The sequence below is a fragment of the Pandoraea eparura genome (assembly GCF_902459725.1).
GTDB classification, from domain to species: Bacteria; Pseudomonadota; Gammaproteobacteria; order Burkholderiales; family Burkholderiaceae; genus Pandoraea; species Pandoraea eparura.
This window is the reverse complement of record NZ_CABPSH010000001.1, coordinates 173811-196850: the sequence shown is the minus strand read 5'-3', so window position 1 is coordinate 196850 and position 23040 is coordinate 173811. Positions and strand designations below refer to the sequence as shown.

The window sequence follows — 23040 nt, the reverse complement described above, 5'->3', positions numbered from 1 at the left end:
ATAACATTTCGGCGCACGGCCGGCGTGCGCCGCATCTATGCCGTAAGGCCCAATCCCTGCTGTATGCGCGCGTAGGCAGGCCTGACTGTTGTCCTGCCAGTTAGCCTGGACGGGGGTGATATTCGCTCGAAGTTGTGGCGGTGTTCGATTGCTTGGACCGCAATCTGCAGATGAAGGGCAGGTTGATAAACATCTGATTCTTCACCGCGTTGGACACGCACTTCCTCATTTCTGAGTGGGATTACTCTTAGTGCTCATTTGCTTGGCTGGTTTTTCCAGATGGCTGGCTATCCAACCACTTGGTAGCAATGTCGCACCAAGGGGTATGGGAGGGGCGTACAGTGACGTCTCATACTCTTGCCGATAGTGGAAAAAATTATCTGAGCGTTCTTTGCATGCGGGGGCCGTGAATCGCCCCGGGGGCGATTCACGGAGAGCTTGGCGATCACTGTCGATTACGCCTTGAAGGCGGCAGATGTGGTGGCCAAGATGGGGCATGTGAAAGCGCTGCGAGGTACGCCGAAACGCATACAGGTCGATAACGGAAGCGAATTCATTTCGCATGCGCTAGATCACTGGGCGTATGAAAATGGCGTAACCTTGGATTTCTCTCGGCCAGGAAAACCCACGGACAATCCGTTCATCGAGTCGTTCAATGGCAGTTTCCGGGATGAATGCCTGAACGTGCATTGGTTCCTGTCATTGGACGACGCTCGTGAAAAGATCGAGGACTGGCGACGGGACTACAACGACTTCAGACCGCATAGCTCGCTAGGCGATTTGACTCCGGGGGAGTTCCGACTCGCACACCTTGACGCCGGAAATCTCTAGGTCAAGGTGCTCGGTTAAGCGGGGGGAGGTCACACGCAGCTCCAGCATTGCCTCGCCGTATGCCTCTTGCAGGTCTTAGAGTTGCCGCTCGTATTGCTCCCGAACGTCCAGCGGGTTTGCTCGCAGCGCATTTTCCATGCCCCGCTTGCCGTCTTCGACCCACGATTCGACTTCCGAGGGTGCGAGGTCAAACGACCGGCTCGCCTCAGATATCGTCGTTTTGCCTTGAATAATGTCGAGCACCAACGCGCTTTTGCGCTTGGCCGTCCACCGCTTGATCTCGTCTTCCATCTTCATGCTCATGTGTTTGTCCTCGAAGGTTAACACCTGAGCAGGTTTTCAGTGGGTCATTACATCAGCGATAAAACATCCGCGCGTCAGCCGGCGCCGGCTGTGGCCTGACGGCACAACCCACACGGCGCACTGAATCTGACGCACCGCGGCCGGCCGACGGCATGCAGTCTCGGTTTCGACGACAGCCTCGGCGTCCCGCATTGCGCATTTCCTTCAACACGGATGACCAGGACGTTCAATACCGCACGTGCGTTTGCTCCGACCATTGAGTCATCCCACATGACAACAGACGGAGACAAGCATGGGAATCTCACCCCAATCGGATTTTTTGAGGGCGCTGTACCAGTCGTGGTCGGACCGCATGGCAGCCAACCCAGGTCTGACCATTGCCGACCTGCGCAGCCTGTTTGACGAGTGGCACCAGCCGACACTCGAGCCGGAGGGCGTGACTTATAAGTCGGCCCGGCTCTCTGGCATCGATGCCATCTGGACGCTGCCGGAAGGCGCCAATACCGAGCAGGTCATCCTCTATACCCACGGCGGCGGCTTTGCCGTGGGATCGACCGATAGCCACCGCAAGCTCGTCGGGCACTTGGCCAAGCAACTGGGCGTGACGGCCGTGGTTATTGATTACCGGCGTGCGCCCGAGCATCCCTTTCCGGCCCAGATCGAGGACTCGACGGCGGTTTACAAAGAACTGCTGGCGCGCGGCTTCAAGCCGGCCGACATCATTACCAGCGGTGACTCCGCCGGTGGCAACTTGGCCATTTCGACGGTGCTGAAACTGCGCCAGGATGGGGTGGCACTGCCCGCTGCGGTCATCGCCTTCTCCCCTTGGCTCGACATGGAACACGTCGGCAAGACCTTGCAGACCAACGCGGCCACCGACGCTCTGGTCAGCAAGGCCGTGCTTGAGGGCATGTCGGGCATGTTCCTCGGCGAGAAGGGCTCGCGCACGGACCCCCTTGCCAACCCCCTGAAAGCAGACTTCCGCGGCTTCCCGCGCCTCTACATCAATGCCGGCGCGGTCGAAACCCTACTGGATAACGCGCAGGATCTAGCGCGCATTGCCAAGGCGGCCGGCGTCGACGTCACCTTGTCCGTGGTTGACGGCATGCAGCATGTCTTCCCGTTTCTGGCAGGCCGGGCCCCCGAGGCAGACGACGAACTGCGCCGCATAGCCCAGTGGTTCAAGCGCAGCTGAGCGGCGCACGCGATTAAAAAATGATTACAGGAGACAACACCATGGACAACGAGCAAAACTTCGATGCCATCGTCATTGGCAGCGGCTTTGGCGGCATCTACATGCTGCACAAACTGCGCAACGAGCTCGGGCTGAAGACCCGTGCGTTCGAGAAGGGCGGCGGTGTAGGCGGAACTTGGTACTTCAACCGCTACCCCGGCGCCAAGTCCGACACGGAGGGCTTCGTCTACCGCTATTCCTTCGACAAGGACCTACTTCAGGAATGGGACTGGAATACCCGCTACCTGGAACAGGCCGACATCGAGACCTATCTCAACCACGTCGTCGACCGGTATGACCTGCGCCGCGACATCCAGATCAATACCGAGGTGACGAGCGCGGTGTTCGACGAGCAGCGCAAGCGCTGGCAGATCCGCACCAGCACCGGCGAGGCGTTCACCTGCCGCTACCTGGTGACGGCGCTTGGCTTGCTCGCCAAAAGCAATATCCCTGACATTCCTGGGCGCGACAGCTTTGCCGGCAGGATGGTACACACCAATGCCTGGCCCGAGGATCTGGACATCACCGGCAAGCGCGTTGGCGTCATCGGTACCGGCTCCACCGGCACCCAGTTCATCATTGCCGCTGCCAATATGGCGGGCCATCTGACGGTGTTCCAACGCTCGCCCCAGTATTGCGTGCCGTCCGGCAACGGCCCGGTCGATGCCGCTGAGGTCGCCGAGACCAAGAGGAACTTCGATGCAATCTGGGACCAAGTGCGCAATTCCGTGGTCGCCTTCGGCTTCCAGGAGAGCGGCATCGAGGCGATGAAGGTCTCCGAGGCCGAGCGGGATCGCATTTTTCAGGAGAACTGGGACAAGGGCAACGGCTTCCGGTTCATGTTTGGCACCTTCTGCGACATCGCAACCAACCCGCATGCCAACGAGGCCGCAGCCGCCTTCATCCGTTCGAAGATCAAGGAAATCGTCAAGGATCCCGAGACGGCCCGCAAGCTCACGCCGAGCGGCCTGTATGCCAAGCGCCCGCTGTGCAACGAGGGCTACTACGAGACCTTCAACCGCGACAACGTCAGCCTGGTCTCGATCAAGGAGAACCCGATCGAGCGCATCACGTCCAACGGGGTGCTGACGGCCGACGGCGTCGAGCACAAGCTTGATGTGCTGGTTTTCGCCACCGGTTTCGACGCGGTGGACGGCAACTACCGCTCGATGAATCTGCGCGGTCGCGGCGGGCGGCACATCAACGACCACTGGGCCGAGGGGCCTACCAGCTATCTGGGGTTGTCCACGCACGGTTTCCCGAACATGTTCATGATCCTCGGGCCCAACGGCCCGTTCACCAACCTGCCACCGAGCATTGAAGCGCAGGTTCAGTGGATTGGGGACGCGATTCGCCATGTCGAGCACTCGAAGCTCGCCACCCTCGAGCCGACCCGGCAGGCCGAAGAGAGCTGGACGAAGACCTGTCTGGACATTGCCAACATGACGCTCTTCCCGAAGGTTGAGTCGTGGATCTTCGGCGCCAACATCCCCGGCAAGAAGAGCACGGTCATGTTTTACATGGCCGGACTTGGTGCCTACCGACAGCAACTCGAGGCTGTCCGTAGCGCCGGCTACGAAGGGTTCGCCCTCGACCAACGCTAGACATCTCCCCGCTTTGGGCTCCACGCGCTGAACAGAGGCTGCGGCAGGCGCGCAGCCCTTTCAGCGGGGCGGTGCGGGTACCCCACACGTTCATCGATGCAGGGGGGGGGGGCGACTGTCGTCCCTTTGCCTAGCCTTTCGCGTCGAATGCGCTCGCCGCGCTGCGTCCATACCTCGGAGCCGCCCCCAGTTCTCGAATCCTTTCACCTGCGCCCTGCGGTGAAGCATGACAAAAAAATTAGGAGACAAATCTTGAAACAAGCTTCCAAGCAACTGGCCGCACTGGCTGTCGCCTTTCTGGCGCTGACGCTGGCTGCGCCCGCAAGCGCCGTCGACCTCGATGCCGGTGACTACACTGCGTTGCCGGGCGGCACCAACGCGCTGGTAATTTATGGCCAACATGCCACGCGCGACGAGCTTTACAGCAAGGGCAGCCAAGTGCCCATCCATCCGAGGCTCGACTCGGATATCGGCATCCTGCGCGGGGTGCACTTCATGGACGTCGGTGGCCACATCATCGATCCGCAATTCCTGCTGCCGTTCGGCCGGTTGAGCGCCAAGGACGACATCTCCGCGCTGGGCTCGAAGAGCGGTGTAGGTGACCTGATCCTCGCGTCCGCGTTCTGGTTCACCAGGCCCGGCGACAAGACCCATTTCGCTATCACCCCCTACCTGTGGCTGCCGACCGGGACTTACGACCGTAACCAACCCCTTAGCCTCGGCGAGCACCGCTACAAGTTCGCGCTCCAAGCCGGCTACAGCACGGAACTGGCACCTCGCGTCATCTGGGATCTGGCCGGCGACGTCACGCTGTTCGGAAAGAACACCGACGCGAACGACGGCCAGGGTGGCGCGACCACGCTGAAACAGAAAGCGCTGTACGAGTTCCAGACCCATCTGCGCTATCAGCTCACCCCGGTGCTGGACCTGCGCGTCGGCCTGTTCCATACCTTTGGCGGGGAAACTGAACTGGGTGGGGTGAATCAGGGCGACCGGCAGGTCACCACCAAATTCAATGTCGGTGCGGCCTGGTTTGTGGCGCCCACCGTTCAGCTGATCGCGACCTACGGCCGTGACATCAAGGTGCGCGAAGGTTTCAAGATCAACAACCAGGTCAACCTGCGGTTGCTGACGCTGTTCTGACGCCGCATTCGAATCTGAAATCTGCCGAATTGAAGGAGATACACACCATGCGCTGCTATTGCGTCATGCATCACGGCCAGCCGCTGGAGCTCGTCGAGAAAGACGTGCCCAAACCCGCGGGTACCGAGGTACTCGTACGGGTCACGGCTGCGGGTCTGTGCCACACCGACCTGCACATCTGGGAGGGCTACTACGACCTCGGTGGCGGTAAGCGGCTGAACCTGTCAGATCGTGGCATCACGCCTCCCATTGTGCTCAGCCACGAGATCTGTGGCGAGGTGGTGTCCGCGGGCGAGGGCGCCGGCGACGTGAAGCTGGGCGGTCGCTTCGTGGTCCACCCGTGGATCGGCTGTGGCGAATGCCCGACCTGCCTGCGCGGCGACGAGAACATCTGCCTGAAGAGCCGCCCCCTCGGCGTGGCCAGGCCAGGCGGGTTCGCCGACTACGTGCTGGTGCCTCACCCCCGCTACCTGGTCGACATCGACGGCCTGAACGACGCGGAGGCCGCACCGCTGGCTTGCGCCGGCGTAACCACCTACAGCGCGATCCGGAAGCTGGGTGACGGCATCCACCATGAGCCGGTCGTCATCATCGGTGCGGGAGGCTTGGGCCTGATGGCCATCGAGGTGTTGCGCGCGCTAGGCGGGCAGGGCGCTATTGTGGTCGACATTGATCCCGCCAAGCGTGAAGCCGCGCTGGCCGCTGGCGCGCTCGCGGTAGTGGATGGGAAGGCTGTGGATGCCGCGAAACAACTCATCGCAGCCACCCAGGGCGGGGCGGGGCAGATACTGGATCTGGTGGGCTCATCGGCCACCGTGTCGCTGGCGATGCAAAGCGCGCGGCGCGGCGGACACATCGTCATCTGCGGGCTGATGGGCGGCGAGCTCACGCTGCCGCTGGCCACGATCCCCTTGCGACCGCTGTGTATCGAGGGCAGCTATGTGGGCACCCTGTCCGAGCTCCGCGAACTTGTCGACCTGGTGAGGCGCACCGGCATGAAGTCCATCCCCGTGTCGCGCCGCCCGATGAGCCAGGTGAGCCAAGTGATTGACGACCTCCACCGCGGCCAAGTGATCGGCCGTGCCGTGCTGCTGCCGTGAACTTTTGAAAGAACCGTTATGTACCCCCAACTCAGCCTATACATCGATGGGCAGTTCCTGAACGGTGCGGGGCGCCGTGAGCAGGAGGTCCTGAGCCCGGCCAGCAATGAGGTGATTGGCCACCTGCCGCATGCCACGCATGCCGATCTGGACCTGGCGCTATCGGCAGCAGAGCGCGCCTTCTCGGCCTGGCGCACTAGCTCGGCCCTGCAGCGTGCCCAGGTGCTGAACCAGGTCGCCGGTCTGATCCGCGAACGGGCGCCCGCGATCGGCCGCAACCTCACCCTCGAGCAAGGCAAGACCCTGGCCGAAGCCGTGGGCGAAGTCACGAGCTGCGTCGAACATGCCGAGTGGCATGCGGAGGAATGCAGGCGCATTTATGGCCGGCTGATTCCCCCTCGCGATCCCCGCGTGCAGCAGACTGTGCTGCGTGAGCCTATCGGCGTTTGCGTGGCCTTCTCGCCCTGGAACTTCCCGTTCAGCCAAGCCTTTCGCAAAGTGGTCGCCGCAATCGGCGCGGGCTGCGCCGTTATCCTCAAGGGCTCCAGCGACACACCGGCTTCGGTGCTCGCAATCGCCGAACTTTTCCATGACGCAGGCTTGCCGCCCGGCGTGCTGAACCTGGTGTCAGGCGACGCCGGCATGATCTCGGAGTACCTGATCCGCTCGCCCATCGTCCGCAAGGTGTCTTTCACCGGCTCCACCCCGGTGGGCCAGCAGCTCGCCGCGCTTGCCGGGGCGATGATGAAGCGCAGTACGATGGAACTCGGCGGTCACGCGCCGGTGATTGTCTGTGACGACGCAGACATCGACCGGGCAGCGGACGTGCTCGCGGCCTTCAAGTTCCGCAACGCGGGGCAGGTCTGCATCTCCCCTACGCGCTTCTACGTGCAGGAGGGTGCCTACGCCCGTTTCGTTGAACGCTTTGCTGGGCGCGCTGAAGCCCTGAAGGTGGGTGACGGCCTGGACGCGGCGAGCCGGATGGGGCCATTGGCACAGGGCCGTCGCGTCACGGCGATGGAGGGCTTCGTCGGCGACGCACGCCATCGCGGCGGCAAGGTGCTGACTGGCGGGCGGCGCCTACCGGGTGAGGGCAATTTCTTTGCCCCGACCGTGATGATCGACCTTCCTGACGACTCGCGGCTCATGACGGAGGAGCCCTTCGGCCCGATCGCCGGCATTGTGCGATTCAAGACGATGGAGGAGGCCCTCGCACGCGCGAACAGTCTGCCCTTCGGCCTGGCGTCCTATGCGTTCACGAGCTCGCTGCAGAACGCCCATCAGGTCTCTCGCGGGTTGGATGCCGGCATGGTGTCCATCAACCACATCGGGCTGGCGCTTGCCGAGACGCCGTTTGGTGGCGTGAAGGCCAGTGGCTATGGCAGTGAGGGCGGCAGCGAAACCTTCGATGGCTACCTGACCACAAAGTTTGTGTCGCAACTCAACTGAAGGGCAGGCCGCCGCCGAGCGGAGGCAGAGACCGTAGGCATCACTGGCTGCAGTTGAAGTCCACGGGATCAAACGCGTGGCTTGACGCTCGCGGCTGGTGGCTACCGACTTGGTCTCGCCACATCACAGCGGGTTCTGCGCCCCGCGAATCAGGCCTGTCGACGGTCGTCCCGGCATTGAACCGGGGACTCCGATCACGGAAAGGGCGCTCCAAAGTCCCGTGGTGGCGGCGGTAAGCCACCGATGCCGGCCCGCTATCGGCTCTGCGGGTCGGGCTCGGGCGGCGGTAGGGGGCGCCCGGTGACCGTGCTGCGGTAATCCGCAGGTGTCTGCTCGAACGCGCGCTTGAAGTGGCGCACCAGATGGCTTTGGTCGGAAAAGCCACAGTCCGTCGCGATGCACTTCAGGGGCGTGGCCACTGGACGGCTGAGCAGTTGCCGAGCCCGCTCCAGGCGCTGGCGCAAAACGTAGGCATGGGGGGAGCAGCCGAACTCTGCGCGGAACTTGCGGATCAGCCCGGAGACGCTGACGCCAACCTCCCCGGCCATTTCTTCGAGCTTGAAATTGCGGTCCAGGTTGTCCTCGATGAACTGGACCAAGCGTCGGCGTTGCCAATCGGCCATGCGAACCGCCAACGGCACCTCCCGCACGCGAGCCTTGGCATAGCGGCGCAGCAGGTGGATGCAAAGCTGATTCACCAAGGCAGACCGATAGAGATTTCCGCCAAGGCCGCCACTCGTCAGCTCCTCCTCGAAGGCGGACGCCAGGCTTGGCAGGATGCTGTCCTCGACGCGGACGCAGTCTTCCATTCCGACGTCACTGATGCTGTGCTCGAAGACGTCCTCTGCGACACGGCACAACTCCGTCTGTGCCACATAGATGTGGGTGACGTCGATCGGGCGGTCCCACTTCCACTGCGACGACTCGCCGCGGGTCAGCAGGGAACACACGCCGCGCCCGACCTGCTCGCTGCGCCAGGGACCACCGGCCCGCCGGCTCATCATGGCATCGCTGCCTTTGTAGCTGACGATCATGTAGTCGCGCATGGACGGAATGGCGACGTCGAGCGAGCCATAACGATAGCCCTTGAGCGCCACGTGCTCCCATCCGGCTGTCGCGCTATTGAGCGTCAACTCGCCGGGTATCCAGAGGGGCACTTCATCCGGTGCAATCAGTTGGCCCACAAGCCGCGTCTCCAGTGTACGGATGGCTTAAGCTAAACTCTGATTGTCCTCCACGCGGGCAGTGACCGTCATCGGGGGAAATCCTACCCGCGTCGAGGCGCCGTGCCGCGCACTTTAAAGAAGCACAAATTTCGAAGGTAAATCGCCCCCCATTTTTGAGGCGGCGTGTTGGTGAAACCCATGCGGCGGCGCATTGCCAGCGTGAAAACGCGCAGCGCGGTGCGCGCGCCGCCGCGGGTCGTAGCCGGTTGCCCAGGCAAGACGGTACTGCTCAACGTGAAGTGCTTTGATCAACTGCTTCTGCACCGCCAACCCTTGGGCCACTTACGCGAATTTCAGACCAGCCCGGTCGCGTAATAGACAACAATCACGAACGCGACCGCAATCGTCTTGATTAGCGTCACGGCGAAGATTTCGGGATACGACTGCCGGTGAGTCAGCCCCGTCACCGCCAGCAGCGTGATCACCCCGCCGTTGTGCGGCAGCGTGTCCATGCCGCCGCTGGCCATGGCAACGACACGATGCAATACGTCCATCGGAATGTGTGCGGCTTGTGCGTTCTTGATCAGCATTTCCGAGGTGGCGGCAAGTGCGATGCTCATGCCGCCCGAGGCGGATCCGGTAATGCCGGCCAACGTACTCACCGATACGGCGGCATTCACGAGCGGATTGGGAATGTTCTTGAGCGCATCGCCGATGACGACGAAGCCCGACAATGCTGCGATCACCGCGCCGAATCCATACTCCGATGCCGTATTCATCGCCGCCAGCAACGCACCGCCCGCTGCGACCCGCGTGCCCTCGGCAAACGCGGGGATAACACGTCGATATGCCGAGATGACCACAAACGCAATGCCGAGAATCAGTGCTGCCTCGACGGCCCAGATGGCAGTCACGGTCTTGATCGATGTGGTCACCGGAGCGAGAACGCCGGGGAGTACGTGCGGCGCAACGGTATAAGACGCGCCGTACCAGTGCGGAATCCATTTCGTGAACAGATAGTTTGCGACGCCCACCAGTATGAGCGGCATGATCGCGAGCACGGGATTGGGCAGCGCATTCTCTTCAATGCGAACCGGTTCGTTCACGAGCGCGCTACCGTAGCCTTCGCCCTTCGCCATCACGCTTTTGCGGCGCCATTCCAGATAGATCAGGCCCACGATGAGCATGAAGATCGACCCGACCGTGCCAAGCGTCGGCGCAGCCCAACCAGTGGTTTTGAAGAACGTGGTCGGAATGATGTTCTGAATTTGCGGCGTGCCCGGAAGCGAATCCATCGTGAAGCAAAAAGCGCCGAGCGCAATCACGCCAGGCATGAGTCGCTTTGGAATGTTGCTTTGTCGATACAGCTCCGCCGCGAACGGATACACCGCGAATACGACGACAAACACTGACACGCCACCGTACGTCAGGAGTGCGCACACGGCGATAATCACCACATTCGCACGCGATCGGCCAATAAAGCGAATCGCGGCCGCGACGATCGCCGCCGCAAAGCCCGATAACTCGATGACTTTTCCGAACAACGCGCCCAGCAGAAACACGGGGAAATAGAGCTTGACGAAGCCCACCATCTTTTCCAGGAAGATGCCTGAAAACACGGGGGCTACGGCCGAGGGCTCGGTCAACAACACGGCGCCTAGTGCGGCGATTGGCGCAAAGAGAATGACGCTATAGCCGCGGTAGGCGGCCAGCATCAGAAAAGCCAGCGAACAAAGGACAATCATCAGGGCCATACAAGTCTCCACCTCTATCTTCGAGTGATATCGGCCGCCGGCATTGCGCCAGTCGCCGTGTTATGTACAACGAATCAAGAACTCCGCAATCCGCTGGTAATGCGGTCACATCCGTCTGTCGCAGCGGTGCTCCCCGCGCGCCGGCATGGACGCGCGCAGAACGCCGGGCACTTCGGCACGAAACGCCTCGTTTCGTCTCGGTCGAAAAGTCTCAACGCCATGACGGCAGTTCCCTCCAGAGATTGATCGCGACGCAGGCTCATCCGCCGATGTCTGCTCGCGAAATCCGCGTCCCATGCGAGAGCCGCACGACAAAGGGCGACGCGTGCCCGGAGGACCGAATTTGCGTCCGCGAACAAGCGAATGCCTCCGAGCGACGAATCCTGCCTGAGCGTATCCGCGCAGCGCATCGACCCATTGCAGCAGGCTGGAAAGCCGAACGCGTGATGCCGTTCGAGGCACGACAAGTCCCAGTGACCAAACGGTAAACGGACTCCCTTTTTTGTAAATAGGGTTATTGAGTTACCCATAGGATAATTTTTTGGTGGATGGCGTAGCGCGGATTCCACGCCAAGTGTTCGCTGACTCGCTAGGGGGCGGAGGTCGGATATTCCTCGGGAAAACCCTGAATAATTATCCTATAGACAACGTTATATCCCTATTTACAAAGCCGATCAGTCGGTTTACCGTTCAGTCATTGACACTTTCCGGTTCCCGATCTGCATTGCATACGTGCGGAAGTCGTCCGAAAGCCCAACTGTTCTGCATCCGAAGACTGAGAGAAATCGTGCTTGATAAGAGACAGTTTTATATCGAAGGGAAGTGGGTAGCACCTGAGAACGCCCGCGAACTCCCTGTGATCGATCCCTCGACCGAACAGCCTTGCGCTGTCATTTCCATCGGCGATGCGGCGCACGCCGATCGTGCGGTGAAGGCTGCCCGGCAGGCACTCGAGACTTGGTCGGTCACCGAACCCGCCGACCGTCTTCAGCGAGTGGAGCGGCTTCTCGACATCTATGAGCGACGCGCCGCCGAAATGGCGCGAATGATCAGTATGGAAATGGGCGCGCCGATCGACATGGCGCTGTCCGATCACGTCGGCGCCGGGGCTTATCACATCAGGAACTTCATCGCGGCGTTTCGCGAGTTCCGGTTCGAACGCCCCCTAGGGCCGCATGCCCCCGACGATCGCATCCTGATGGAGCCGATCGGCGTCGCCGGACTGATTACCCCGTGGAACTGGCCGATGAATCAGGTCGCGCTCAAGGTCGTGCCGGCATTACTGGCGGGATGCACGACGGTGCTCAAGCCATCGGAAATCGCACCGCTCTCGTCGATGCTCTTTGCCGAGTACGTCGATGAAGCCGGTTTCCCGAAGGGGGTGTTCAATCTCGTCAACGGTGACGGCATCGGCGTTGGCGCGCGCCTTTCTTCGCATCCCGACGTCGACATGATCAGCTTCACCGGCTCGACGCGCGCCGGCATCGCCATCTCGAAAGCCGCCGCCGACACGCTCAAGCGTGTGGCGCTCGAACTCGGCGGCAAGGGGGCGAACCTCATCTTTGCCGATGCGGATGCCAATGCGGTCAAACGCGGCGTGCTCCATTGCTTCAAGAACACTGGGCAGAGCTGCAACGCCCCTACGCGCATGCTGGTCGAGCGCGCCATTTATGAGCGCGTCGTCGATGAAGCGCGCGTGATTGCGGAGCGCGTTTGCGTCGATGCGGCTCACGCGCCCGGCAAGCATATGGGGCCGCTGGCCTCCGAAGCGCAGTTCCTGAAAGTGCAGGAGATGATCGAGAAAGGCATTGGCGAGGGGGCACGGCTTGTCGCGGGTGGCCTGGGTCGGCCCGAGGGACATGCCACCGGCTACTTCGTCCGGCCAACCGTATTCGCCGATGTTAACAACCAGATGGCCCTTGCCCGCGAGGAGATCTTCGGACCCGTGCTCTCGATCCTGCCGTTCGACAGCGAAGAGGAAGCGATCGCCATCGCCAACGACACGCCGTATGGTCTCGCGAACTATGTGCAGTCCACTGACGGCGAGAAGCGCAATCGCGTCGCAGGCCGGCTGCGCTCCGGGATGGTCGAAATGAACGGTAGACCGCGCGGCCCGGGCTCGCCCTTCGGCGGCATCAAGGCATCGGGACGCGCCCGTGAAGGCGGCGTCTGGGGCATCGAGGAATTCCTGGAGGTCAAGGCTGTTTCGGGTTGGGCGGGCTCCACCGGCACGCATCAGTGACGTGTGCCATCAGCAACACGACCGCAATCATCGAACAGGTTCCATCAGGAGACGGAAGATGTCCAAAGCACTAACCGGGGTACGCGTACTCGATCTGTCGCGAGTGCTCGCAGGACCTTGGGCCAGTCAAACGCTGGCGGATCTTGGCGCGGAAGTGATCAAGATCGAACGGCCCGAAACCGGAGACGACACCCGCGGTTGGGGGCCGCCTTACCTCAAGGATGCGCAGGGCAATCCCACCGGCGAGGCTGCCTACTACCTTGCCGCCAATCGCGGAAAAAAGTCGGTCACGCTCAATATCGCGCACAGCGAAGGCCAGGCCATCATTCGCAAGCTGGCGTCGCAGGCCGATGTCTTCATCGAGAATTACAAGGTCGGCGACATGGCCCGATATGGCCTGTCGTATGAAGACCTCCGCGAGATCAATCCGCGTCTCATCTATTGCTCGGTGACCGGGTTCGGACAGACCGGGCCGCTGGCCTCGCTCGCCGGCTACGACTTCATCGTGCAGGGCATAGGCGGCCTGATGAGCATTACCGGTGAAAGCGACGAGCGCCCCGGCGGCGGACCGCAAAAGGTCGGCGTGGCGTTCGCCGACATCATGACCGGAATGTATTCGACGGTGGCCATTCTCGCGGCCATAACACAGCGCGCGACGACCGGCAAAGGGCAGTACATCGACATGGCATTGCTCGATGTTCAGGTCGCCACCATGGCCAACATGAACCTGAACTACCTCGTTTCGGGCAAGACGCCGCAGCGCCAGGGTAACGCGCACGCGAATATTGTTCCCTATCAGGTCTTCGATGCCAGGGACGGTCAAATGGTGATTGCCGTCGGTAACGACAGTCAGTTCGGGAAGTTCTGCGAGATCGCGGACTGTCTCGATCTTGCGATCGATCCGAGGTTCGCTACGAACGCGGCGCGCGTGACGCACCGCGACACCCTCGTTCCGATGCTTCAGAAAGTCATGTCCACACGAACCGTCGAAGAATGGACGACGCAGTTCAATGAGAAAGGCGTACCTGCCGGCCCGATCAATAGCATCGCGCAAGCGTTTGAACATCCGCAGGTCAAGCATCGCAAAATGAAGGTCGATATCCCGCACCCCCTTTCGGGGACGGTCCCGAGCGTGGCGAGCCCGATCCATATGTCCGCGTCGCCGGTGGGCTACGACACACCACCTCCCACGTTGGGCCAGCACACGGATGAGGTGCTGGCATCGCTTGGCGGCCTGACCCATGAACGTATTCAGGCGCTGCGCCGGGACTCGGTCATATAGCGGGAGTGTTGTCCTGGATCGTGTTGAATCGCGCGTTGGTGAAGTGTTGTCATGCACCCCGACTCGCACATTGTTGAACCGGAGAAAGTACAGAATGAACGGCGCTGAAAGTTTGGTCACCACACTGCTGGAGTCAGGGATCGACACCTGCTTTGCCAACCCGGGCACCAGTGAGATGCACTTTGTCGCTGCCCTGGATCAGATTCCCGGCATGCGCTGCGTGCTGGGCCTTCAGGAAAACATTGTGACCGGCATGGCGGATGGCTACTATCGCATCGCCGGAAAGCCGGCGAGCACGCTGTTGCATTGCGGGCCGGGCCTCGCCAATGGCTGGGCCAACCTGCACAATGCGCGCAGGGCAAATAGCGGGATCGTCAATATCGTGGGCGATCAGGCGACGTATCACTATCCCTACGACGCACCGCTGACCGCTGACACCGCCGGGCTCGCGGGCGCCGTATCGCACTGGGTTCGCACCAGCCGGCACGCCGCCGATGTCGGCCGTGACGCGGCGGCCGCGGTGGCCGCTGCCCGCACCGCGCCGGGACAGATCACCACCCTGATCCTGCCGTCCGATACGTCGTGGGATGCGGGGGGCGTCGCCGCGCGCGCGCTTCCGGTCCCGGCCGCCCCGGCCATCGACCCGTTCGCCGTCGAAAACGCGGCGCGAATTCTGCGCCAGGAGAAGCACGTGTTGATTCTCCTGGGGGGGGGCTGCGCGCATCCGACGGTCCAGGCGCAGGCGTGGCGAATTGCCAGCGCAACGGGCGCGACGCTGAAGTACGAATATGTGAATGGACGCATCGCGCGTGGACGGGGTCGTCTGCCGGTCGAACGCGTGCCGTACAACATCGACCAGGCGATCAAAGTGCTGGCACCGTTCCAGCACATCATTCTCGTCAATGCGAAGCCGCCAGTGGTAGGTTCAATCGATCGTTGCAACACCTTCCTATTAATATCGAATGAGGGAGGGTTGACGAATGGCACAAATGGGACGGCCGGGGTTGTCGCCAGAAGGCAAGTCCGAGGTTTGGCGGCGGTGGCGGGCAGGTGAATCGTTTCTTGGTATCGGGAAGGCGCTAGGCAAGCCTGCAGGCTCGATCTACGGCGTGATCCGACTATGCGGAGGGTACACCCCTGCTGCTCGTAAGCGGTCGTTGCGGGCATTAACCTTGAGTGAACGTGAAGAGATCTCGCGTGGTGTCTCGGCTGGACGTTCAATTCGAGCGATTGCCCGCCAGTTGAACCGCGCGCCTTCCACGATTTCCCGTGAGATTGCGCGTAACGGCGGAACGGGCCACTATCGAGCTCTGGAAGCGGATGAGCGAGCCTTGCAGGCTGCTCTGCGACCCAAACGCTGCCTTCTGGAGCAGAACCGGCGCTTGCGCTATGCGGTCGAGCGTAAGCTTTGCCGCGAATGGTCTCCAGAGCAAGTGAGCGGTTGGCTTAAGAACCGATATGCCGATGACGAGGCGATGCGCGTGTCTCACGAGACGATATATCGCAGCCTGTTTGTGCAAGCGCGCGGCGTTCTGAAGAAGGAACTGCAGTATCACTTGCGGACCCAGCGGAAGATGCGTCACTCACGCTCGTCCAGCACGAAGGGCGCTCGCAATAAGATTGCTGACGCGGTTTCGATTCACGAGCGACCGCCTGAAGCAGCCGACCGTGCGGTGCCGGGTCACTGGGAAGGAGATCTCGTCAGTGGCGCCAACAATACTCATGTCGCCACTTTGGTCGAGCGACGCTCGAGGTTCACCATCATCGTCAAGGTAAAGGGAAAAGACACGGTGAGCGTTGTGGCGGGCCTGAAGCGCGAGGTTAAGCGGTTGCCGCAGCATCTACGCAAGTCGCTCACCTGGGACCGCGGCATGGAACTGGCGAACCACAAAGACTTCACGATCGCGACGGACGTGAAGGTCTACTTCTGCGACCCGCGAAGTCCTTGGCAACGTGGTACCAACGAAAACACGAACCGACTCCTGCGTCAGTACTTGCCGCACGGTACGCAACTTGATCAATACTCGCAGGCGGAATTGAACAAGATCGCAGCGCGGCTCAATGAAAGGCCCAGAAAGACATTGGGCTTCATGTCTCCGGCCGATAAACTATGCGAGGCTGTTGCAGCGACTCATTGAACCTACCGTCGGGTTCTTCGCGTATCCCGGCAAACCCTCGACGCAGTACGCCAGCGGCGCGCAGTTGCACACGCTGTCGCGCGTCGATCAAGACCCGGAGGCGGCCCTGCGCGCCCTGGCGGAAGCGCTTGATGCGCCGGTTGTCGCGATGCCGGGTGCCGGGCCGTGCGCTGAAGCCGGCAGCGGCGCGCCGACGCCGGAAGGTCTTGCCCAAACCCTCGCGGCCTTGATGCCGGAAAACGCGATTGTGTCGGATGAAAGCATCTCGTATGGACGCGGCTTCTACAAGTTCACCCACGCAGCGGCACCGCATGACTGGCTGCCGCTCACTGGCGGCGCTATCGGCGACGGCCTTCCCGTGGCGACCGGTGCCGCGGTCGCCTGCGGGGGCTCGCGAAGAGTGATCAGCCTGCAGGCTGACGGCTCGGCGATGTATTCGCTTCAATCGTTGTGGACGCAAGCGCGCGAAAAACTGCCGTGTACGACGATTTTGCTCAGTAATCGCAAGTACAACATCCTGATCGGCGAATACGAGAACGTCGGGGCCATCCCCGGGCCGACGGCCATGGGCATGCTCGATCTGTCGAATCCCGATCTCGATTGGGTCAAGCTGGCGAACGGCATGGGCGTCGAAGCCGCGCGTGCCACGACGCTCGAAGCGTGCGCCGATCTGATGCGGCAGAGCTTCCGTCAAAACGGGCCATTCCTGATCGAGCTGCTGATTTGATGAGGCGTTGCCCGCCGCAAGTGGCGGATTCCACCCGAGGCGTGGCATGGCGTGGGCGCCATGCGCATGACGCGGGAAAATTTTTGGAGACATACGAACGTGAGCGCAATAACGCACGTCGGCTTTCTTGGCCTTGGAAACATGGGCGCCGCAATGGCCATGCGGCTCATTCAACCTGAATCGAAAGTTCACGTTTTCGACCTCAACCCCGCGGCGGTAGCGCAGCTCGTGGAAGCGGGCGCGATCGCGCATACCAGTCCTCGCTCGGTCGCGGATTCGGCCGATGTCGTCATGGCCTGCCTGCCGAGCATCGACGCTTGCGAAGCCGCGATCTTCGGTCCGGAGGGCGTGGCGGCCGGCAAGGCCGTACACACCTATGTCGAGATGTCGACGATCGGACCGACCGCCGTCTCGTCGATTGCGAAGCGGCTCGCGGACAACCGCATCGTCACGATTGATGCGCCGGTCAGCGGTGGTCCGTCAGCGGCGCGTGCCGGCACGCTGTCCATCATGGTGGCGGGATCCAGCGATGACATCGCACGGGCCATGCCTTGGCTCGGTCACATCGCGAAGACGCTTCACAAGATAGGCGATCGACCCGGTCAGGCGCAGGCGATGAAGCTGGTGAACAACATCATGCTGGCCGCCAATATGGCGGTCGCGTCAGAAGCGCTTGCGATGGGCGCCAAAGCCGGCTTGGACGCCGACGCGATGATCGACGTCATCAAATCCAGTACGGGACAGAGCGCAGCGGCGGATATTCTTGCTCGCTTCGCGATCCCCGCGGCATTCGATTTCGGCGCACATATTTCGATTGTCGCAAAGGACGTGGAACTGGCCATCGCCGAGGCGCGCGCCCTGGACGTTCCCGTTCCCGTGCTGGATCAGGCGAGAAGCCTTTGGCATGCGGCCTTGGAACAAGGTCGCGGTGGCGACGATTTCACGTCGATCATCAAGCTCGTCGAGGCGCGCAGCAACGTCCTGGTTCGGGGCGCACCACGACCAACGGGCGCCAAAGCATCCTAAATCCGTTTCAAAAAATTTCGTATACCTATGGAGAAGACAATGGATTCAAACACGGAGAAACTCGATTTTCCCTCGACGGCCAATGATGCCGCCAATCTGATGGGGAAACTTGCCTACGCTACGCCGGAGACGGCGCCGCTCGTGCCGGGCCGCCGAACGTTTTTCAAGTACCGCGACCTCGGCGTCACGGACGCCACGAATGGGCGAATGCGCGCTCAGCTCACCATCGCAACGGGCGAAATGCAGCAGACAGGATGGCACTACCACCTCTGCGAGTCGCAGTTCATCTATACGTTGCGCGGTTGGGTCGATCTCGTCTTCGAAGACGGTCGCCAGATCCGCGTCAGTGCCGGAGAGTCCCTGCATATTCCGGGCGGTCTCAAGCACAACGAACTTGCGATATCGGAAGATTTCGAGCTTCTTGAAGTCTCGGTGCCGGCGAAGATGGGAACGGTGGCGTGCGAGCCGCCCGAGAATTTTGTCGCGCAGCGCTGAGGTCGGAACCGATTGACAGCGGACGCCATCGGCAAGCCAACGCATCGACAACTTTGCGTTGTCATACCCAATCAAGCGTAGGGCAATTTCAGACATGACCAAAGGCTATATCTTCGCCGAAGTGACCATTCGTTCGCCCGGAGCGGAATGGAACGAATACAGCAGCAAAGTCCAGGCGACGCTGGACGCATATGGCGGCATCTTCCTGATCCGGGGCGGTACCCAAAACGTGCTGGAAGGCGAGACGGACACGGGCACCATCGTTGTCCTGGAATTCGAGAGCCAGGAGAAGGCGGAAGACTGGTATGCCTCGACGGCGTATCAGACCATCTTGCCGCTTCGCCGGCGTAATGCCGATGCGCGCGTCATTTGCATGGCTGGGGTGGACTAAAGGACCGTAGCGCGGCGCCGCGATTTTCCCCTGGCGAAGCCGCGGCGTTGACGGATTGTCCGCTGAAAAGGCGTGCCTTCCTTGACTTGGATCTACGTGGTGACCCGGCGAATGCGTCGCATCGCCAATACGACTGCGGCGCGGGTCTCCCTTCAGTGCATCGACAGACTTCGGAACTGACTAGCATGATCAACGTAAACGGCCGACTGGCGGGAAAGGTTGCATTCATTACGGGCGCTGGCGCGGGCATCGGACGCGCCGCCGCGGAACGGTTTGCCCGTGAAGGCGCCACGATCGTCATCGCGGAATTCAATGCCGATAACGGCGAGTTGGTCGCCGAGGCGATCAATGCAGAAGGGGGAAGGGCGAGGTTCTTTCATGTGGATGTCACGAGCGAAGACAGTGTGCGTGAGTCGATCGACGCCGCCGTCAGGTTCGCCGGAAAAATCGATGTCCTGTATAACAACGCGGGCGGATCAAGCGCTGTCGATGCCCGTGTGACGGACTGCCCGACAGACGAGTTCTGGCGTGCCGTCAAGCTCGACCTGTTCGGGACCTGGGTCACGTGCAAGTATGGCATCGCATCGATGTTGAAGACCGGCGGCGGATCGGTCATCAATAGCTGCTCGGTCTTTGCGCTGATCGGTACGCGCGGGAAGGATGCCTACACGGCCGCGAAAGGCGGGATCGCATCGATCACGCGCTCGATGGCCGTCGAATACGCGCCATATCAGATTCGCGTGAACGCGCTGGCTCCCGCGGTAACGACAACCGGCCGCGTGCTTACCCTCATCGAACAGCAGCCGGACGTGTTGGGCAAAACCAGCGAGCGACAGCTACTTGGACTCGTCAAGCCGGAGGAAGTGGCGATGACTGCGCTATTCCTCGCGTCGGACGAATCAAAGACCACGACCGGCCAGATTTTCGCGGTGGATGGTGGATTTTCGATCTCGTGATGCCGGGATCGCGGAAGCATTTGCCATGCGCCCGCGAGCGTTTCGACGGCATCGGCCCGTGGAATCGACATGGTAAACTCGTGCGCCTGTCAGCGTGATTCCCGTGCGCCTTGATGAAACAAGCTCTCTTCGTGGGGGCGCACACGGGGTCGCGGACCGAACCCCATCGAGAGGGATAGACGAGATTGTCAGAAACGAAAAAGCGAGTCGCACCCCCCACTGAGGTGCCAGCGGACGACGCTGCCTCGGCTTCCGCCGGCAGCGGCGGAGGACGCCGCCGCATTCAGTCGGCTGACAAGGCGACGGAAGTTCTGCTCGCGCTTGTCGAGGCAGGAAAAGCGGCGCCCTTGCGCGATTTGGCGCGCGCGGTCGGCATGCCGAACAGCCTCGCGCATCGCTATCTGGCGAGTCTGATGGCGAGCGGGCTCGCGGTCCAGGACGAGATCACAGGTCTTTATGACCTGGGACCTACCGCGCTTCGCATCGGTGCTTCGGCGCTCGGCCGTCTGGATCCCCTGCGCCTTGCCGGCGAAGCCATGCCGCAACTGGTGGAGAGCACGGGACTTCCCACGCTGCTCAACGTCCTGGGCGATCGGGGGCCGACCATCATTCGTTGGGAGCGCAGTTACGTTCCGTTCATCACCACGCTATCGGTCGGATCGACGTTCCAGTTGACGAATTCGGCCACGGGACGGGTGATGCTGGCGTTCATGCCGGAGAAGGTCCGGGATCACCTTATCGAGTTGGCCGTCTCCCGAAATCTCGAGCGGCCGCCGGCAAAGTTGCTCGAGCGCCTGCAAGAGATTCGCAAGCGCGGATACGATGAAGCCGAATCGGTCCTGATTCCCGGTCTTGCGGCGATCAGCGCGCCGATACTCGACGTTCAGGAGGAAGCGGTCGCTTGTCTGACCTTGATCGGCGCGAGCGCGGATGTCGCACGAATCAGGGCCAAGGCTATCAAGTGTCTTGTGGAAACGAGCATACGAGTTTCGCAGGCTTGCGGAAGCAACGTTTCGTTCTCGTGATCCAGGCACGATTTGGCGCAGCGCGCTGCGCCGGATCACCGGCGAATTTGCGGCCATGTCAGGCGAACGGGGGGCGCGTCCGTCAAGCTTCGATTTCGCTGGACAATTCCCGGCGCAGTTGAGATTCTGTCAAATCAATTTGACGGATGACGCCATGGATGCACAATCGCTCATTCTCCTCGTAGACATCATCGAGGCGGGCAACCTCAGCCTGGCCGCGCGAAAGCTCAAAATGAGCCGCGCCAACATCAGCTACCACCTCGCGCATCTCGAACAGTCGCTGGGTCTGCAACTGTTGCGACGGACCACACGCCGCGTCGAGCCGACGGAAGTCGGACTGCAGCTCTTTCAACACGGCCGCGTGATTCGCGATGAACTGCTCGCCGCGCGCGAATCCGTGGCGTCGCTGGGCAAGGGGCTGCACGGTGCCATTCGGCTGAGTCTTCCGACGGGCTTCGGCCACCTGGTCATGTCGGATTGGCTCATCGAGTTCAAGCGAACCTATCCCGACATTTCACTGGAATTGCTGTTTGAAAACCGGGTAGACGATCTGCTCCGGGAGGAGGTCGATATCGCCATTCGCGTGATGTCCGAACCCCCGCAACAAATGGTCGCGATCGAGCTGGCCAAGGTTCGCTACGTGCTTTGTGCCACCAGCGAATATGCCGCGTCCAACCGCATGCCGACGGCGCTTGAAGATATCGCGTCCGTGCCGTTAATTACGTCGGCAGTTGGGGGACGGGAGCTACGGGTGTCCGCTTATCTGGGTGATGAGCGACGCGAGGTCTCGCTGCGGCCGACGCTGGCTTCCGAGAATTTCCAGTTCCTGCGCGAAGCCGTGCTGGGCGGGCTGGGTGTCGGGTTGGTGCCGGACTATGTCGTCAAGCAGGATCTGCTCGAAGGACGCATGGTCACCGCGCTGCCCGAGTGGCGATTGAGCATATTTGGTACGCGCATGTTCCTTCTGCGGATGCCGGGGCGGTACCAGACGCTTGCAGCGCGTACGCTGATCGATTTCGTCGTCGGTCGCGTGCGGACCTGGGCACAGTAGCCGCGATTCGACGTGCTCAAACCTCAACGATTGGGGAACCGGCGATTTGTGCATAGGCGGTTTGCAAGCGTCACCTATACAGGCGCCAGGCTATTCGCTACGCTCTTCGGCCGAGGGCCGAACATGTTGCAACGTTCTTCCCTCGGCCACCTTCCCGATAGGTATCAAGCGTGTTGTCGCGCTTCCAACGCATGGGTAAGTTCGGGCACCGCTGTGAACAGATCGGCTTCCAGACCGTAATCCGCGATGCTGAAAATGGGCGCTTCCGGATCCTGGTTGATGGCCACGATGACCTTCGAATCCTTCATGCCGGCCAGATGCTGAATGGCACCGGAGATGCCCGCCGCAATATAGAGATCCGGCGCCACGATCTTGCCCGTCTGACCCACCTGAAGGTCGTTGGGGGCGTAGCCGGAATCCACGGCGGCCCGGCTCGCACCGATCGCCGCACCCAACGCATCCGCCAACGGCGTGATGACCTCGTCGAACTTCTCTCGGCTGCCGAGCGCGCGTCCACCGGAGACGACAACGCGGGCGGCCGTCAACTCCGGCCGATCGGATGTCGTAGTCTCGCGGCCAACGAAGCGGGACTGGGTCGTCGACGCCGCGACGACAAGCGTCTCGATCTCCACGGAGGTGTCTCCCGACGTTGTCGCCGGGAAGCTCGTGGTTCGCACCGTCAACACTTTGATCGGGTCTGACGATTCAACCGTCGAAATCGCATTGCCCGCGTAGATCGGGCGGCGGAACGTTGCCGGCGTCACGACGTCGATGACGTCGCTGACTTGTGCGACATCGAGCTTGGCTGCGACGCGGGGCGACACGTTTTTCCCGAAAGCCGTCGTGGAGAAAACGATATGCGAATAGCGATGCGCGATCGCGAGTACCTGCGCTGCCAAGGGTTCTGCCATCCCGTGCGCCAGTTCGGGTGCGTCGGCGTGCAGCACCCGGCTGATCCCCTGCAGGCGAGCCGCCGCTTGTGCCACGGCGTCGGATCGATAGCCGGCGACGAGCAGATGCACGTCGTCGGCGCATGCGCGCGCCGCACTGACGGCGTGGCTTGTGGGGCTCTGGAGGGCGTGATTGTCGTGATCTGCGATAACGAGTGTCGTCATGAGCGTTG

General features: G+C 61.7%; 18 protein-coding genes and 3 pseudogenes. 17 read left to right on the top strand and 4 right to left on the bottom strand.

Annotation, left to right across the window (positions count from 1 at the left end; translation table 11 throughout):
• Positions 1-432: 432 nt before the first annotated feature.
• Positions 433-831: pseudogene (locus tag PEP31012_RS00890) on the top strand (integrase core domain-containing protein); the annotation flags it as partial.
• 78 nt (positions 832-909) lie between these two features.
• On the opposite strand, the pseudogene PEP31012_RS00885 reads toward PEP31012_RS00890, so the two are convergent.
• Positions 910-1134 (bottom strand): annotated as a pseudogene (locus tag PEP31012_RS00885) (DUF1153 domain-containing protein); the annotation flags it as partial.
• Positions 1135-1426: 292 nt separating this feature from the next.
• Between PEP31012_RS00885 and PEP31012_RS00880 the strand changes: the two are divergent.
• The 5 genes from PEP31012_RS00880 (at position 1427) to PEP31012_RS00860 (ending at position 7664) form a co-directional block, all read left to right on the top strand.
• Positions 1427-2329 carry an alpha/beta hydrolase gene (locus PEP31012_RS00880; protein WP_150587485.1) on the top strand — a complete coding sequence of 301 codons (903 nt, stop codon included), beginning with the start codon at positions 1427-1429 and terminating at the stop codon, positions 2327-2329.
• 41 nt (positions 2330-2370) lie between these two features.
• Positions 2371-3972, top strand: coding sequence for a flavin-containing monooxygenase (locus PEP31012_RS00875; RefSeq protein WP_150587484.1), 1602 nt, complete (start codon positions 2371-2373; stop codon positions 3970-3972).
• Between the two features lie 252 nt (positions 3973-4224).
• Complete coding sequence (locus tag PEP31012_RS00870) at positions 4225-5115, top strand: transporter (protein ID WP_150587483.1); 891 nt, start codon at positions 4225-4227, stop codon at positions 5113-5115.
• A gap of 47 nt (positions 5116-5162) precedes the next feature.
• The gene (locus PEP31012_RS00865) at positions 5163-6215 is read left to right on the top strand and encodes an alcohol dehydrogenase (protein WP_150587482.1); all 1053 of its coding nucleotides are present in this window, start codon (positions 5163-5165) and stop codon (positions 6213-6215) included.
• A gap of 18 nt (positions 6216-6233) precedes the next feature.
• A complete protein-coding gene (locus PEP31012_RS00860; RefSeq protein WP_150587481.1) occupies positions 6234-7664 on the top strand; it encodes an NAD-dependent succinate-semialdehyde dehydrogenase in 1431 nt (476 codons plus the stop codon).
• Between the two features lie 254 nt (positions 7665-7918).
• Here the strand turns inward: PEP31012_RS00860 and PEP31012_RS00855 are convergent, their stop codons facing one another.
• Positions 7919-8848 (bottom strand): helix-turn-helix domain-containing protein, encoded by a 930-nt coding sequence (locus PEP31012_RS00855; RefSeq protein ID WP_150587480.1) that lies wholly within the window; start codon positions 8846-8848, stop codon positions 7919-7921.
• A 335-nt stretch (positions 8849-9183) separates the two neighbouring features.
• Positions 9184-10584 carry a GntP family permease gene (locus PEP31012_RS00850; RefSeq protein WP_150587479.1) on the bottom strand — a complete coding sequence of 467 codons (1401 nt, stop codon included), beginning with the start codon at positions 10582-10584 and terminating at the stop codon, positions 9184-9186.
• A gap of 787 nt (positions 10585-11371) precedes the next feature.
• Between PEP31012_RS00850 and PEP31012_RS00845 the strand changes: the two genes are divergently transcribed.
• The 11 genes and pseudogenes from PEP31012_RS00845 to PEP31012_RS00795 all read left to right on the top strand — a co-directional run bounded on the left by PEP31012_RS00845 (position 11372) and on the right by PEP31012_RS00795 (position 21917).
• Complete coding sequence (locus PEP31012_RS00845) at positions 11372-12826, top strand: aldehyde dehydrogenase family protein (protein WP_150588015.1); 1455 nt, start codon at positions 11372-11374, stop codon at positions 12824-12826.
• Positions 12827-12884: 58 nt separating this feature from the next.
• The gene (locus tag PEP31012_RS00840) at positions 12885-14108 is read left to right on the top strand and encodes a CaiB/BaiF CoA transferase family protein (protein WP_150587478.1); all 1224 of its coding nucleotides are present in this window, start codon (positions 12885-12887) and stop codon (positions 14106-14108) included.
• Positions 14109-14202: 94 nt separating this feature from the next.
• Positions 14203-15027: pseudogene (locus PEP31012_RS00835) on the top strand (acetolactate synthase large subunit); the annotation flags it as partial.
• 61 nt (positions 15028-15088) lie between these two features.
• Positions 15089-16246, top strand: a complete 1158-nt coding sequence (locus tag PEP31012_RS00830; protein ID WP_150587476.1) for an IS30 family transposase — start codon at positions 15089-15091, stop codon at positions 16244-16246.
• Positions 16230-16973 carry a thiamine pyrophosphate-dependent enzyme gene (locus PEP31012_RS00825; RefSeq protein WP_246171088.1) on the top strand — a complete coding sequence of 248 codons (744 nt, stop codon included), beginning with the start codon at positions 16230-16232 and terminating at the stop codon, positions 16971-16973. The genes PEP31012_RS00830 and PEP31012_RS00825 overlap by 17 nt, the downstream gene beginning before the upstream one ends.
• Before the next feature lie 60 nt (positions 16974-17033).
• Positions 17034-17999 (top strand): NAD(P)-dependent oxidoreductase, encoded by a 966-nt coding sequence (locus PEP31012_RS00820; protein ID WP_343039882.1) that lies wholly within the window; start codon positions 17034-17036, stop codon positions 17997-17999.
• 39 nt (positions 18000-18038) lie between these two features.
• A complete protein-coding gene (locus PEP31012_RS00815; protein WP_174978065.1) occupies positions 18039-18494 on the top strand; it encodes a cupin domain-containing protein in 456 nt (151 codons plus the stop codon).
• A gap of 94 nt (positions 18495-18588) precedes the next feature.
• Positions 18589-18885: a DUF1330 domain-containing protein gene (locus tag PEP31012_RS00810; protein ID WP_150587473.1), complete on the top strand. Its 297-nt coding sequence runs from the start codon at positions 18589-18591 to the stop codon at positions 18883-18885.
• Between the two features lie 185 nt (positions 18886-19070).
• Positions 19071-19841 carry an SDR family NAD(P)-dependent oxidoreductase gene (locus PEP31012_RS00805; protein WP_150587472.1) on the top strand — a complete coding sequence of 257 codons (771 nt, stop codon included), beginning with the start codon at positions 19071-19073 and terminating at the stop codon, positions 19839-19841.
• Between the two features lie 224 nt (positions 19842-20065).
• Positions 20066-20866 (top strand): IclR family transcriptional regulator, encoded by an 801-nt coding sequence (locus tag PEP31012_RS00800; RefSeq protein WP_281355408.1) that lies wholly within the window; start codon positions 20066-20068, stop codon positions 20864-20866.
• Between the two features lie 154 nt (positions 20867-21020).
• Positions 21021-21917, top strand: a complete 897-nt coding sequence (locus PEP31012_RS00795; protein WP_150588013.1) for a LysR family transcriptional regulator — start codon at positions 21021-21023, stop codon at positions 21915-21917.
• A gap of 164 nt (positions 21918-22081) precedes the next feature.
• Here the strand turns inward: PEP31012_RS00795 and PEP31012_RS00790 are convergent, their stop codons facing one another.
• Positions 22082-23032, bottom strand: coding sequence for an electron transfer flavoprotein subunit alpha/FixB family protein (locus tag PEP31012_RS00790; protein ID WP_150587470.1), 951 nt, complete (start codon positions 23030-23032; stop codon positions 22082-22084).
• Positions 23033-23040 lie beyond the last annotated feature (8 nt).